We start from the raw sequence: 13,971 nt of genomic DNA, 5'->3' as shown, positions 1-13,971 counted from the left end.
ATTGCTTGGTGTAAAAACTCAGCTGAGGCGCAACTCGCAGGCGAGGGCGCATTGCAGAGGTAATCCCGCTGCGGTAAAGAATTGCATCATGGTTTCCGCTGACCACGTATCCAGGAGGATGTGCACGTTACCATCCACCGTGGTCTGTACCGGTTGGGCTTGAATGGCCGCCATGGCCTGATCAAGCAAGTCTAGCGATGTCACTACCGATTCTGCCTTGGGCAATAACACCACACTCAAACTGCACAGCCTGTGGGTCGACTCGGATGCGCCGATCGCACGTAATTGTGTCGGTTGATGTATGTGCCATGGAAACAGATAAAGCCCGAGGCTCTGCTCGGGGCGGCCACTGATGACAGGGCAGGGTAACTGGCTTGCCAGCAGCGATTGCAGCGCGTCCAGGCTGTGCTTGAGTGACATGATGTAGCCTTCTCCATCGGGAATGTGTGCAGCATACCCGATTCGGCGCATATCGCGCCTCCCCAAATAACAAGACCTCCACGCGGGAGGTCTTGTACAGGGGTTAAAACTCTTCCCAGTCGCCTTCGTCAGGAGCTTTGACGGCAACGCGCAAGGGAGCCGCAGATCGTCCGCTACTCTCTGCCCGGAAAGGCTTGGGGCTGGGCAGACGGGCGGGCGCTGCGCTGGCGCGGCCGGTGTCGTTCTCGGAGGTTTTGAACTGGCGTATGGATTCCACCAGATTATTGGCTTGCTCCATGAGCGACTCGGCAGCGGCAGCGGCTTCTTCCACCAGGGCGGCATTTTGCTGGGTGACTTCGTCCATTTGCGTGACCGCTTTATTGACCTGATCGATGCCCGAGCTTTGCTCGATGGATGCCGCGGTGATTTCGCCCACAATATTGGAAACGCGTTTGACCGAGTTGACGATTTCTTCCATGGTCTTGCCAGCGTTTTCTACCTGGCGCGTACCTTCGGTGGTTTTGCCCACGGAGTCTGCGATCAACTCCTTGATCTCCTTGGCGGCCACAGCCGAGCGTTGCGCCAGATTGCGCACTTCACCGGCGACCACGGCAAAGCCGCGGCCCTGTTCACCAGCCCTGGCGGCTTCTACGGCGGCATTCAAGGCCAGGATATTGGTCTGGAAGGCAATGCCATCAATGACAGAGATGATGTCCTCGATCTTGTGCGAGCTTTCGTTGATGGCGGCCATGGTATTCACGACATCCGAAACAACTTCGCCGCCACGCTCGGCAATGCTGGTGGCGGTGATGGCAAGCTGGTTGGCCTGCTTGGCATTTTCCGCATTCTGCTTCACGGTGGAGGCGAGTTGCTCCATGCTGGAAGCCGTTTCTTCCAGCGATGAGGCTTGTTCCTCGGTGCGCTGCGACAGATCGATATTGCCTTTGGAGATTTCATTGGCGGCGGTATTGATGGTTTCTGCCGCTTCTTTAACCGTGACGATAGGCGTGGCGATCATTTCCAGCGTTTCGTTCACACCCTCGACGATCTTGCGGAAATCGCCCTGATGGTTTGTGGCATCGGCACGCACATATACCCGGCCATCGCGGGCGGCATCGGCCAGCATGCCGGCATCCTGCACCAGCGCATTGATCGCAGTGATACAGGTATTCAGGTTCTGGCGTATGGTATTGAAGTCGCCCTGATATTCTTCGGTAATCACCGGTGGAACATGCCCTTGCGAGATACGTTTGACGCAATCGGCGGCTACATTCAGCGGGCCAATCACCGCATCCAGCGTGTTATTGACGCCTTCGACAATCTTGCGGAAATCCCCCTGGTGACGGCTGGCATCCGCGCGGGTTGACAGCAGGCCCTGGGCACCAGCGTCGGCCAGCATGGCGGTATCTGCCACCATGGCATTGATGGCATCTATACACTGGTTGAGGTTATTTTTAAGGGTATTGAAGTCGCCACTGTAATCATCGGTGATCTTGGCCGGGATGTTGCCTTTGGAAATGGCGTCTACGTAATGCGCAGCGACATTTAAGGGGCCGATGACGGCATCTAGCGTGTGATTCACGCCCTCGACGATCTTGCGGAAATCGCCCTGGTGGCGGCTGGCGTCGGCGCGCGTGGAAAGATTGCCCGCAATGGCGGCCTGCGCCAGCATGTCTGCATCGGCAATCAGGCTCTTCAGATTGCTGCGTACTTGCTCAATGGTGTGATTGATCTCGGCCTTTTTGCCGGGAAAGCGCTCCAGGGGCGCCTCAAAATTGCCCTCGCCAAAGGCTTTCACTACCTGCATGGCTTTGTTGTTGAGTTCGATATGGCCATGCACCATGCTGTTGACGCCGTGTGCCAGATCGCGGAATGCCCCTTCAAAATTGCTTTCGGTGACCCGCGCATCGGTCTCTCCGCGGTCGTGCGCCTCGCTCATGACGGTCATCTGCGAAATCAGTGTCTGAATATTGCCGCCCAGCTGCGCCATGGAACCATTGAGTGCCGCCATTTCATCACTGCCCTTTACCGTGATCTTGGCTGACAAATCGCCCTTGGACAAACGTTTGATAGTCCCAACGCTTTCCTGCAGCGGGCTGATGACCATGCGATTGAGAAAGAAATACAGGATGCCCACCAGCACGATCACCGAGACGATGCCCACCACGATCGCAATGTTGCGGATAGTGTAGATCTGCGCCATGACTACATCCATGGGAACGGTCAGCACCAGTGCCCAGGGGGTGACACTATTGCCAACCTTGATGGGGGCGTAGGTACGGTATACCAAGGTGCCCGAGGCATCCTGATCGATATGGCTAAATGCTGTCCCTGCCTGAATTTTTTGCAGGATGGCTTTGGCATCGCCCTGCTTGTCCATCGGTTTGCCAATGTTCTCCGGGCTGGCACTGGCGACATAATTGCCACCGTAGGTAATCAGCTCAGCATAGCTGCCTGCATATGGCTTGATGGCACCGACAATCGCCTGCATGCCGGAAAGCGGGATGTCAAACCCCGTCACCCCCACAAACCCTCCGTTGTGTTGAATGGGGATGCTGATGGTGGTAATCAGCGTATCTTTGCCCGCAATCTTGTACATATAAGGCTCCAGCAATGTTTCCTTGCCAGAGTTTTTGGCGAGCAGATAGTAATCGCCTGCCCCTGCCGTGTTGTAATCCACCAGGGCCTCAAGAATGACGGAACCGCTTCCGCTGTTCCAGTAGGGGATATAGCGACCGGTGGCGTCGTGCCCGGCCGCGTTGACGAAATCCTTGTCCTTGCCATCAAAGGCATTGGGTTCCCATAACGTCCATGCGCCAACGAGGTCAGGGTTCTGTCTGAGCGAGTTCGCCAGCAGGTTGTCTACCGCTGCGCGACTTTCCTGATGGGTGGCTTTCATGGCGAGCATGGTTCTGGCGTTTGCCCTGGCCGTTACCACGGCTCTATCCAGTATTTCCTGCGCCTGTTCCCGGCCAACCAGGGCGGATTCATCGACCAGCTTCAGGGCTGTTTTCTTTTCTACTTCAATGGATTGGTTGATGATGGTGGCAATGGTGACGGTAAAGCCGATCATCGCTACCACCGTCACAATCAAGGCGATTTTTAAACGTATGCTCATGTCAGACAGTGCGGATTTCATAGAGCCTCTTCAAAAAAACCTTTTAAAAAAACATAGTGGAATTCGGTGCTAAATCGCGCATTGGCAAAGGAAAGCCAGCGCATGAACTGCCATGGATGACTTGCCCCAAAGGCCTGGTGATTAAATAAAACGATTAGTTTTATTACGACGACTTGGCGTAAAAGTTGAGGCTGGATGTAAAGTTTTATTGAATAGCCAATCGGGCACTGCCGCGTTTGTGTGGTGCTATGGATTTCCAGCGGGTAAAGACATCCTCGCAGATGCGCCATCATGATGTGTTGAAACAAGCCTGAATTGCCGCGTTTTAAGCCAGAAATGGCTGCCCCTAGGGGTAATTACTCCTGCCTGATCAATCTACTACTATCTGTTCACAAGTGTCAGTTTCATGGCGGCGCTTTGTTTTAAACCGCTAAAACTCTTCAATAAGCAGCGCGTTTTATATTGAGATACACCGCAATAAGGCCATTACGTAAATAAGCCATTGTTGATGGTTCTGGGATGAATAAATCGAACTGTTTGCTCATTCTCCAGTAATGAATCGCGTAAACAACCTGATTGCCGTTGCTTGGAATGCAATATTTCAATCAAAAGGGGGAAGTAATGAATCTTTATGTGGTGTTGGTCTACCTGGTTGGCAGTGTAAATGCACATTTAACCGAGCCTATGGTGATTGATGGCCTTGAGTCAGAGGCGATATGCACCTCGCTGGCAGATAAAATCTCCAGCACCGGAGTCATGAAAGCGCAGTGTTTCCTATCAACAAGTAAAACTGCATCCATTGATCGCAAAGAGTCAGCCAGAAAGAATTAAGCGGGTGCTGGTTTGAATTTACTCTTTGTTATAAATCGTGGTATTTCGCAGGAGTTAATAATTGGACTACGATAATTTCAGACTTTTTGATCATTTGGCGGAGCTTGTCTGCTGTATTGACGAGTGTAAGTTTAACCCACGCGAACGCGAGCTTTTTCCTTTCTATTATTCCGAGGCAATCCAGATCATTGATCGCGTTGAGTCCCAGGGCTATAGCTCATCAAAATTGAGGCAGTACCTCAATCAAATCAATGAATACTTTAAAATCAATGATGTATTGATGAAAACAATAGACGATACGCATAATGAAATTGCCCAGATCATGGGCGAAGAATCGAAATACTTGTACGGCGAGTGAGATTCTTTAATCTCATGTGCGGTGCCTCTTACTTGATAATGTGGCGACATGGGATTCAACTGCATGGCCAAGTCTTATCATGGTCACGTGTTTTTGGACGCACTATAAAAATAGTGGCCTCATGAATGAGATTGTTAACAGGATTCAATAATCTTCATTCATTTTTCACAGCATTTATCTCATCTTCATACGGCTGATCTGGTAAAGAAACCACATTCAGATATTGGTTTTTCGTCAGTTAAAACTTATTCTGGCTTGATTAAAAAAGAAAGAAAGATCATTATTGCTTTCTTGATGGAACCTGTTCTTTGTAAAAGAATCCACATCATCAGAAGTTCCAGTTTCTTACCTACCCCATAATCTAAGGAGAATTTGATGGCCAACTACAAACGCCGAACTAAAGAAGAGATGATTAAAGATCTTGAAGAAAAACTTAACAAACTTAAAAATGCAGCACCCAAGAAGGAAAAGCCAGAGCTGAGCATGAGCAGCGAAGGCTTAAGTGCAGTTGCCGATGCTGTCGATTTTGCAGCTAAAGCCAACAAGGTGAAAGTGGCAGATATTCTTATTTTGATCGCTAAAGCCAAACGTACCGGCCTGGTTATTGAAGGTGGTCGTCGTTCCCGTAATTCGGTTCAATCCTAATTTATTGCATTCAGCGATGCCTTCATCATGCTTGAATCACCATTGGGCATGATGGTATCGAGCTTGCATCCGAGGCGGGAGATTTCATGGTGAATAAGCATCGAATTGCAGATTTCTCGCCTCAACTTCTGTTTCCCTCAGTATCAGCTTTCCGTTTTAACTTGTCTCAAACGTAGTTGGTAAACATTGATGTCTGGCTACTTTCGCAAACCAGGCTTCTCAATATCTGCTCCTCTTTTACTTCTCCATTTCATTCTTATACATCCGTCCGATCTTCATTCCATGATCAACATGGCGTTGATCTGCGGTTAAATAGAGTCTTAGCCCAATAAGCTTTCGGAATGGGGACTCACGCGCAGCCAGTATGCATCATCCCCAACGGGCGAGGTCTGTGGCATGATTTAAGTCTTTATGGTTAAAAAAACAACGTGCGTTTTCGTGTGCGCAACCCGGCATGGATAATTTATGAGTCTACGATTTCGATTGAACCTGCTGATTACCCTGCTATTGCTGGTGTTCATGAGCGTAGTCGGGTTTGTCATCATCCGCGGCATGAAGGCATCTACTCAAGAGGGCGTCGAGGCCGCCACGCGCGTGACCGTGCAATTGCTGGATACGGTGATTCTGAGTTCGTATCAAAATCCTGAGTGGGGCTATACGCATGAGGTCATGCATCGCTTTTTGCTGTCCCTCGGCCACGTGCGCAGCAATGAAATCATTCTTTATGACCTGCATGGCAATTTGCTTTTCAAGTCACCACCCTCCAAATACCGGGCGGATGAAAATCCACCACGTTGGTTCGTCAAGCTGATCGAGCCTGAGCAGGAAGTCGTGATGCGTCGCATCCGCTTTGGCATGCTGGTCGTCGTGTCTAACCCCGGTGGCGCTATTCGTGAAGCGTGGAGCCGGTTGAGCAATCTGTTCTGGATCAATCTTGGTTTTTTTGTGGTCTTGAATGCAATGGTGTACTGGATGCTGGGGCGGTGGTTGAGGCCGGTAGAGCCCATGCTCAAAGCAATCAACCAGATGGAGCAGGGGGATTTGACGGTGCGCTTGCCCGAATTCAAACTGCCGGAGTTTTCCAAGATTGCTCATAACTTCAACCAGATGGGCGAGTCGCTGCTGGCACGCACTGATGAAAGCCGCCGGCTGGCCCTGATCGTCAAACAGACGGCCGATGCCATCATGATCCATGATCTGGATGGCAACATTTCATTCTGGAATGCGGCGGCACAGCGCATGTTTGGCTATGCACCTGAGGATATCATCGGCATGTCGGCCGCGATTCTTATCCCGCCTGGGTATGAGGCCGAACTTGAGTCCAATTTTGCCGCCATCAAACAAATGCAGAAAGTGGAGAACCACGATACGCAGCGCGTGGCACGGGATGGCAAGTTGCGGGATATTTCCTTAACGGCAGCGCCCTTGGTGGATCCGCATTCGGGTGAGGTGATAGGTGAAATATGCAGCATGCGCGATATTACCGAACGCAAGCAGGCGGAAGAGGCTGCGCTGCGGCTGGAGGAGAATCGTCAGCTGACACAGCTGATTCAGCATCATATTGAAGATGAGCGCCGCAGTCTGGCGCGTGAGCTGCATGATGAGCTGGGGCAATATGTCACCGCGATCAAAACCTTTGCCGTGGGCATTTCCAACAAAACCACGGAAGCCATGCCCGATATTGCGGCTAACGCGCAAACGATAGTGGCCGCCGCCAATCATATCTACGATGGCATGCACAATATTATTCGCCAGTTGCGCCCCGGCTCACTGGACAACCTTGGCTTGTCGGAAACCCTGCGCGATGCGATTACCAATTGGCAGGGGCAGCATCCGGATGTACGCTTTACGTTGAACTTATCCGGGCCGTTGGATGACTTAGGGGAAACGCTGAATATTAATCTTTTCCGTATTGTGCAGGAGTCAGTCACCAATGCGTTGCGGCATGCGCAGGCAACCCAGATTAATATACGCTTGATAAAAACAACGGAAGGCGCATTGCAGCTTTCCATACAGGATAATGGTGTGGGCATGAATATATGTAATGTGGATCAATCCAAGCATTTTGGCTTGCTGGGCATGCGTGAGCGCGTGCAGGCGCTGCATGGAACCTTTAATGTTGACTCGCTGATGGAACAGGGGACCCAGATCATGGTGACTATTCCCGCGCGAGGTGCCGCATGAGCGAGCCCATCAAGGTTATGCTGGTTGACGACCATGCCGTGGTGCGCATGGGTTTCAAGATGTTGCTGGAGTCGGCTTCGGATATCAAAGTGATTGCCGAAGCTGAAAATGGCGAGAAGGGTATCAAGCTTTACATGGAGCATCATCCGGATGTGGTCGTCATGGATATTACGATGCCCGGTATTGGTGGGCTGGAGGCGATTGAGCGCATCATGGCCAAGGATAGTTCGGCCAAGGTGCTGGTGTTGTCTGCCCATGAGGATTCCGTGCATCCCAAGCGCGTGCTGAATGCAGGCGCCATGGGCTATCTCACCAAGCGCAGTGCCGCTGAGGAATTGATCAAGGCCATACGCACGGTGGCGGGCAACAAACGTTATCTGGAAGCGACCGTCGCCCAGCAGATGGCCATTCAGCAACTATCCGGCGAGGCAAATCCGGTGGACGTGCTTTCGGACCGTGAGTTCGAGGTGTTTATCGCGCTGGCTAAAGGAAAGACCACGAATGATATTGCCGAAACACTGAGCCTGTCGCCACGCACAGTAGGCACGCACCTCTACAATATCAAGCAAAAGCTGAACGCCAATAACTCGGCCGAGATTGCGCTGATTGCCATGCGCTCAGGCCTGATCGATCCCTGAGCGTTTAATGTCCTGGGTAGCGGGCGACATTCAGCTCACCCGCACCAGCGACTTCTACCACGGCATAATCGCCGCTCTTCATGCGTCCGAAATCGGGAGGAATGAGGAAAGTGATGGGCTGATGGTTATCCCCTACAGGCGCGCCAGTCGCCAGTTGCCAACGAGGCCATTCGGTTGTTGGCGGAAGCCCTGCAGCTCCCATAAGGCGGGCTTTTTCCAGAATGGAGCGCTTTTCATCGCCTATCAGCAGATTCCATAACTCCACGCGCACCAGTTTGCTTTGCACCAGCGCTGCCTGCGTTTTGCTGTCAAGTTCAGCCGCTGTCGCGCCATTTGCCATCGCCTGGTCTGGCGCGGATGGTGTATTGGTTGAGGCTTGCCGGTAATCCGGCAGAGGTTCTTTTACGGTTTCCACCGTTGAAAAGCCGGAGGTAACAAAACTTGCCCAGTATGGGTCTGGCTCGGTGTCTTTGAGAGGCAGGCTGCGGCTGGCTTCATCCTGTTTCAGCAAGTAGTTGTCGTATGCATCTGAGGTGGTCTTGTCCAGGCTGCGCATGGCCACTGACTGGGCTATTTGCTGGGCAATGGGGCCGCCCATGCAGCCTGTGAGCCACAGGGCAAGGCAGGGCGCAATAAGCTTGCCTGCAAAACGACCTATGTGTTCACGATTTGCTGCCAACATTCTGAAATCCAGCGTGGGGTGTGGTGTGAAGACTAATCGTTCTTTAAGTGCTTGTCTAGCTTGAGTAAACGCGCTTTTATGCCTCATTTTGAGGTTTGCGGGATGTGACGCTTATCACGCCACTCAGCACGATGATGGCCACGGCAAACCAGCGATCCAGCGAAAGCATCTCTCCCCAGATCACGATGCCAAATACGCTGGCGAGGACAACCGTGCTGTAAGCCAGGCTGCCGACGACCAGGGGATTGCCTGTACGATAAGCCCGCGTCAGGGCAAGCTGGGCAATGGTGGCCGACACTCCTAGCCCGATCAGGAGTAACAGATCATCCCACTCAACGCGATGAAAGTCGTGGACCAGCATCCATATGCCACCACCCAGTGTGCACACCAGCGTGAAATAGAACACAGTACGCCAGTCGGGTTCGCCGGCGCGGCCCAACTGGGTTACGTGGATATACACAATCCCCGCCAATGCGCCTGACAGCAGGCCCAATGCACCCGCAATCAGCTCATCCACATGCAGGCTGGGCTTGAGCAATAAGGTGACCCCAACAAACCCTAGCGCTATTGCGACGAACAGGGTTTTGCGGAATTTTTCTCCCAGATAAAACGGGGCAAGCGCTGCCATGAAAAGCGGCGAGGTGTAATTCAGGGTGATGGCGGTTGCCAGGGGGAGTTCGCTGATGGCGTAGAAAAACAGCAGCAGGGAGATAAATCCCAGCACCGCGCGCCACATATGCTTGCTGAGCAAGGGGGTGGCGAGGGATTGCTTGCGTATGCGCGTCAGGCCGTAAATAAACACCAGGCCGAAGAACGAGCGGTAGAACACGAGTTCGGCGCTGCTGAATTTTTGCGCGCCAAGCTTGACCAGCACCCCCATGATGGCAAAGAAGAACGCTGCCACCAGCATCCACAGGCTACCCAGCCGCCATTGCCTGATCAGGCGGAAAAGATTCACAGGTGGGGGTCTAACTGTTTACGCATCCACAGGTGGAAGTGCTCAAGCCCGGTTTCCATGGGGTGTTGATAGGGGCCATGTTCATCCAGACCTTGAGCAAACAGGGCGCGGCGACCGTCGTGCATGCGTTGGCAGATTTCCTTGTCCTCAATCGCCGTTTCATTGTAGGCCGCCTGCTGGGCTTCCACGTATTCGCGCTCAAACAAGGCAATATCTTCCGGGTAGTAAAACTCCACCACATTGGTGCATGCATCCACCCCGCGAGGAATGAGGTGCGACACGACGAGCACATTCGGGTACCACTCGATCATCAGGAAGGGGTAATACACCATCCAGATGGCGCCATACTTGGGTGCGGATTGTTCGCCATACTGCAATACCTGTTGCTGCCAGCGCTGATAGGTGGGAGAGCCGGATTTTTGCAGCGAATGCTTTACGCCTACGGTTTGTACGCTGTACCAGTCGCCAAACTCCCAGTTCAGCTGTTCACAGTCCACAAACTTGTCCAGCCCGGGGTGGAATGGCCCGACATGGTAGTCCTCCAGGTAAACCTCGATAAAGGTTTTCCAGTTGAAGGCATATTCTTCCACCATCACGCGGTCCAGCATGTAACCCGTAAAATCAAAATCCTGCTTGCAGCCCAGTTGGCGCAGGTCGCGGGCTATATCCCGTGGGCTGTCAAACAGCAGACCTTGCCATTGCTGAAGGGAAGTCTTGTTCAGGTGCAAACACGGGTTATCAGGAAAATGCGGTGCGCCCAGCAGCTCGCCTTTGAGGTTGTATGTCCAGCGGTGCAATGGGCAGACAATGTGCTGCGTGTTGCCACGGCCATTCAGCATGATGGCCTGCCGGTGGCGGCAGACGTTGCTGATCAGTTCAATGCCATTCTGATTGTGTACCAGCGCGCGGCCTTCCTGCATCCAGTCCAGGGTGTGATAGTCGCCAGGGTGTGGCGCCATGAGCTCGTGCCCTACGTATTGTGGCGCATGTGCAAACAGCACTTTCTGTTCAAGCTTGTAAATCTCGGGGTCGGTATACCAGGCAATCGGCAGCTGGGAAACAGTTGGCCGGGGCAAATTGACGGAGACAAGGGAAGCCATAGGTTGCGAGCAGTGGTTGGAAGTGACTGATTGAATGCGAAATGCAGATAAAACGGCGGACTTGGGATTTTGCCCGAATGGGATATTTTTTCAAGCAGAATTTTACTTGCAGGGAAGATTGGGAGAGGGGATTTTTCTATGATAAAAATGCTGGTGCAAAGGCTCGGATGAGGCGTCAAATGTTGCTTAATCGGCTGTTTTGCGCTAACCTCAACACTCTTGATGTGCAACGATTTTTTACAGAGAAACGGCCAATGAAAAATCCCCTGGATTCGATTTCCGGCACCCTGATTTCAGGCGTGATCCTGACGCTGGTGCTGTATGTTTTTCTTAAAAACTTCATATTGGCCGGGGTGTGATCATGGATTTGATGCCAGGGTTCGCACGCTGGATACATGTATGGGCAGGCATTACGTGGGTCGGCCTGCTTTACTACTTTAATTTTGTGCAGGTGCCTGCGTTGAAAGATGCCACTGCCGATGGCACCGCAGCCGGTATCAGCAAGCATGTGGCGCCACGAGCGCTGCTCTGGTTCCGATGGGCGGCCGTCGTCACGTGGGTTGCGGGTGCGGCACTGCTTGGCAAGGCGTTTGTCCCAGCATTTACGCTGCAGGCTGACTATGCGGCCATCGGTGTCGGGGCCTGGCTGGGCACGATCATGCTGTTTAATGTCTGGGTGCTGATCTGGCCTAACCAGAAAAAAATTCTGGGACTAGCCCCAGCAGATGATGCTGCCAAGGCCCGCGCACGGCGCGTTGCCTTTTTAGCGTCACGAACCAACACTATGCTGTCTGTCCCCATGATTTTTTTCATGACGAATGGACTGACGCACCGGGCTATTTTCGGGCTTTAGGATTTTTATATTGCTGCAAACGGCGGCATAGGCCGCCGTTTGTTTTTTTATAGATAGAGTTAAACAATGTCTCAACATTTGATGAATACCTATGCCAGGCAACCTGTCACCTTTGTGAAGGGGGAGGGCGTCTGGTTATACGATGCGCAGGGTAACCGCTATCTTGACGCTCTGGCTGGCGTGGCCGTGAATGGTCTGGGGCACGCGCATCCCCGCCTGGTGGCCGCCATTAGCGAGCAGGCGGGCAAGCTGATTCATGTTTCCAATATTTATCAAATTGCCGAGCAGGCCGCTCTGGCAGATAAAGTCTGCGAAATTGCCGGCATGGATCGTGTTTTCTTTTGCAATTCCGGTTGCGAGGCCAACGAAGCCGCCATCAAGCTGGCGCGTCTGCATGGCCACAACAATGGCATTGAAAACCCAGAAATCATCGTCATGGATAGGGCATTTCATGGCCGTACGCTGGCGACCCTGTCTGCAACCGGCAACCGCAAAACCCAGGCAGGCTTTGAGCCGCTGGTGAGTGGCTTTGTGCGTGTGCCGTTTGACGATCTCGATGCCGTACGCCAAGTGGCAGAGCATAACCCCAATGTGGTGGCGATCCTGGTAGAGCCTGTGCAGGGTGAAGGCGGTATTAACGTGCCGCGCGATGGCAAGGCCTATCTTGAGGGCTTGCGCGCGCTCTGTGATCAATACGGCTGGCTTCTGATGCTGGATGAAGTGCAGAGCGGCATAGGTCGCACGGGCACCTGGTTTGCATTTCAGCATACTGATATCAAGCCCGATGTCATGACGCTGGCCAAGGGTCTGGGGTCTGGCGTGCCGATCGGCGCGTGTGTGGCCCGCGGGGTAGCGGCCGAAGTATTTACCTACGGCAAGCACGGTTCCACCTTTGGTGGCAATCCATTGGCAACGGCCGCGGGTCTGGCAACGCTCAACATCATTGAGCAAGATGGTTTGTGCGCCCACGCTGAAGAAATAGGCAACTGGATTTGCGATGCTTTCCGCGCCGAGTTTGCTGGCGTGAAGGGGGTAAGCACCATACGCAATGCAGGTCTGATGATTGGTATCGAGCTTGATCGTCCGTGCGGCGAGCTGGTCAAGCAGGCTCTGGAGCAACGTCTGCTGATCAATGTCACCGCGGAAAAGGTCGTGCGCTTGTTGCCGCCACTGGTCATCAATCAGGACGAAGCCCAACAACTGGTCAGCCAGCTCTCTGCTCTGATCAAGGCCTTTTTAGGTCAATAAAACAAAAGAAGTAAACTTATGGCTATCAAACACTTTTTACAATTCAAGGACTTGAACCGGGAAGAGTTGGATCATATCTTTGAACGTACGCGCTGGATCAAGCAGCAGTTCAAGGCTTATCAGCAATACTGGCCGCTGACTGACCGTACCCTGGTCATGATCTTCGAGAAAGCCAGTACACGTACACGTCTGTCGTTTGAGGCTGGCATGCAGCAACTTGGCGGTTCGGCGATCTACCTGAACACCCGTGATTCCCAGCTGGGGCGCGGTGAGCCAGTGGAAGATGCGGCGCAGGTCATTTCGCGCATGAGCGATATTGTGATGATTCGCACCTTTGAGCAGGAAATCATCGAGCGTTTTGCAGCTAATTCGCGCGTGCCGGTGATCAATGGCCTGACCAATGAATATCACCCATGCCAGATACTGGCCGATATTTTTACCTTTATTGAGCATCGTGGGCCTATCCAGGGCAAGACCGTGGCGTGGATAGGTGATTCCAACAATGTCTGCAATACCTGGCTGCAAGCTGCCGAGGTGCTGGATTTCAATGTGCATGTCTCTACGCCACCGGGTTACGAAGTCGAGCCTGAGCGTGCTGGCCTGTATGGGCATGAGCATTACGAGGAATTTACTGACCCGATGGAAGCTGCACGGGGAGCTGATCTGGTCACCACCGATGTCTGGACATCCATGGGCTTTGAGGCCGAAAACGAAGAGCGCATGCGCGATTTTGCTGACTGGCAGGTAGATGCGGACATGATGCGTGTGGCCAAGTCGGATGCCTTGTTTATGCATTGCTTGCCGGCGCATCGTGGCGAAGAAGTGGCAGCAGAGGTGATTGATGGCCCGCATTCGGTGGTTTGGGATGAAGCGGAGAACCGCCTGCATGTGCAAAAGGCGCTGATGGAATACCTACTGCTGGGCAAGGTGGCCTGA

15 protein-coding genes are annotated in these 13,971 nt (G+C 52.8%); 9 read left to right on the top strand and 6 right to left on the bottom strand.

Annotated elements, in window-relative coordinates; all coding sequences use genetic code 11:
* Positions 1-18: 18 nt before the first annotated feature.
* Genes MPQ_RS08070 through MPQ_RS08060 form a run of 3 tightly spaced genes read right to left on the bottom strand, consistent with a single transcriptional unit; the run spans position 19 to position 3,831 of the window.
* On the bottom strand, positions 19-471 hold the full coding sequence (locus tag MPQ_RS08070) for a hypothetical protein (RefSeq protein ID WP_041362187.1): 453 nt from the start codon (positions 469-471) through the stop codon (positions 19-21).
* A 52-nt stretch (positions 472-523) separates the two neighbouring features.
* On the bottom strand, positions 524-3,559 hold the full coding sequence (locus tag MPQ_RS14220) for a methyl-accepting chemotaxis protein (protein ID WP_013442416.1): 3,036 nt from the start codon (positions 3,557-3,559) through the stop codon (positions 524-526).
* Positions 3,556-3,831: a hypothetical protein gene (locus MPQ_RS08060; RefSeq protein ID WP_013442415.1), complete on the bottom strand. Its 276-nt coding sequence runs from the start codon at positions 3,829-3,831 to the stop codon at positions 3,556-3,558. Before MPQ_RS08060 ends, MPQ_RS14220 begins: the two co-directional genes overlap by 4 nt.
* Positions 3,832-4,129: 298 nt before the next feature.
* Between MPQ_RS08060 and MPQ_RS08055 the strand changes: the two genes are divergently transcribed.
* The 5 genes from MPQ_RS08055 to MPQ_RS08035 all read left to right on the top strand — a co-directional run bounded on the left by MPQ_RS08055 (position 4,130) and on the right by MPQ_RS08035 (position 8,194).
* A complete protein-coding gene (locus MPQ_RS08055) occupies positions 4,130-4,369 on the top strand; it encodes a hypothetical protein (RefSeq protein WP_015830235.1) in 240 nt (79 codons plus the stop codon).
* A 61-nt stretch (positions 4,370-4,430) separates the two neighbouring features.
* Complete coding sequence (locus tag MPQ_RS08050) at positions 4,431-4,727, top strand: hypothetical protein (RefSeq protein ID WP_013442413.1); 297 nt, start codon at positions 4,431-4,433, stop codon at positions 4,725-4,727.
* 375 nt (positions 4,728-5,102) lie between these two features.
* Complete coding sequence (locus MPQ_RS08045; RefSeq protein ID WP_013442412.1) at positions 5,103-5,372, top strand: hypothetical protein; 270 nt, start codon at positions 5,103-5,105, stop codon at positions 5,370-5,372.
* Positions 5,373-5,837: 465 nt separating this feature from the next.
* Entirely contained in the window at positions 5,838-7,556 is a 1,719-nt protein-coding gene (locus MPQ_RS08040; RefSeq protein WP_013442410.1) for a PAS domain S-box protein, read from the top strand.
* Positions 7,553-8,194: a response regulator transcription factor gene (locus tag MPQ_RS08035; protein WP_013442409.1), complete on the top strand. Its 642-nt coding sequence runs from the start codon at positions 7,553-7,555 to the stop codon at positions 8,192-8,194. Before MPQ_RS08040 ends, MPQ_RS08035 begins: the two co-directional genes overlap by 4 nt.
* A gap of 4 nt (positions 8,195-8,198) precedes the next feature.
* Here MPQ_RS08035 and MPQ_RS08030 read toward each other — a convergent pair whose 3' ends face one another.
* The 3 genes from MPQ_RS08030 to MPQ_RS08020 all read right to left on the bottom strand — a co-directional run bounded on the left by MPQ_RS08030 (position 8,199) and on the right by MPQ_RS08020 (position 10,934).
* Positions 8,199-8,876 (bottom strand): hypothetical protein, encoded by a 678-nt coding sequence (locus MPQ_RS08030; RefSeq protein WP_013442408.1) that lies wholly within the window; start codon positions 8,874-8,876, stop codon positions 8,199-8,201.
* Positions 8,877-8,952: 76 nt separating this feature from the next.
* Entirely contained in the window at positions 8,953-9,834 is an 882-nt protein-coding gene (locus tag MPQ_RS08025) for a DMT family transporter (protein WP_013442407.1), read from the bottom strand.
* Entirely contained in the window at positions 9,831-10,934 is a 1,104-nt protein-coding gene (locus MPQ_RS08020) for an aromatic ring-hydroxylating dioxygenase subunit alpha (RefSeq protein ID WP_013442406.1), read from the bottom strand. Before MPQ_RS08020 ends, MPQ_RS08025 begins: the two co-directional genes overlap by 4 nt.
* Positions 10,935-10,975: 41 nt before the next feature.
* Between MPQ_RS08020 and MPQ_RS14080 the strand changes: the two genes are divergently transcribed.
* The 4 genes from MPQ_RS14080 to argF all read left to right on the top strand — a co-directional run bounded on the left by MPQ_RS14080 (position 10,976) and on the right by argF (position 13,971).
* Positions 10,976-11,293 carry a hypothetical protein gene (locus MPQ_RS14080; RefSeq protein ID WP_238525289.1) on the top strand — a complete coding sequence of 106 codons (318 nt, stop codon included), beginning with the start codon at positions 10,976-10,978 and terminating at the stop codon, positions 11,291-11,293.
* A 2-nt stretch (positions 11,294-11,295) separates the two neighbouring features.
* Positions 11,296-11,787, top strand: coding sequence for a urate hydroxylase PuuD (locus MPQ_RS08010; RefSeq protein WP_041362185.1), 492 nt, complete (start codon positions 11,296-11,298; stop codon positions 11,785-11,787).
* 66 nt (positions 11,788-11,853) lie between these two features.
* The gene (locus tag MPQ_RS08005; RefSeq protein WP_013442403.1) at positions 11,854-13,035 is read left to right on the top strand and encodes an aspartate aminotransferase family protein; all 1,182 of its coding nucleotides are present in this window, start codon (positions 11,854-11,856) and stop codon (positions 13,033-13,035) included.
* Between the two features lie 18 nt (positions 13,036-13,053).
* Positions 13,054-13,971, top strand: coding sequence for an ornithine carbamoyltransferase (argF, locus tag MPQ_RS08000; RefSeq protein ID WP_013442402.1), 918 nt, complete (start codon positions 13,054-13,056; stop codon positions 13,969-13,971).

It is taken from the genome of Methylovorus sp. MP688, from assembly GCF_000183115.1.
Lineage (GTDB): Bacteria > Pseudomonadota > Gammaproteobacteria > Burkholderiales > Methylophilaceae > Methylovorus > Methylovorus glucosotrophus.
This window is presented reverse-complemented; position numbering and strand designations above follow the sequence as displayed.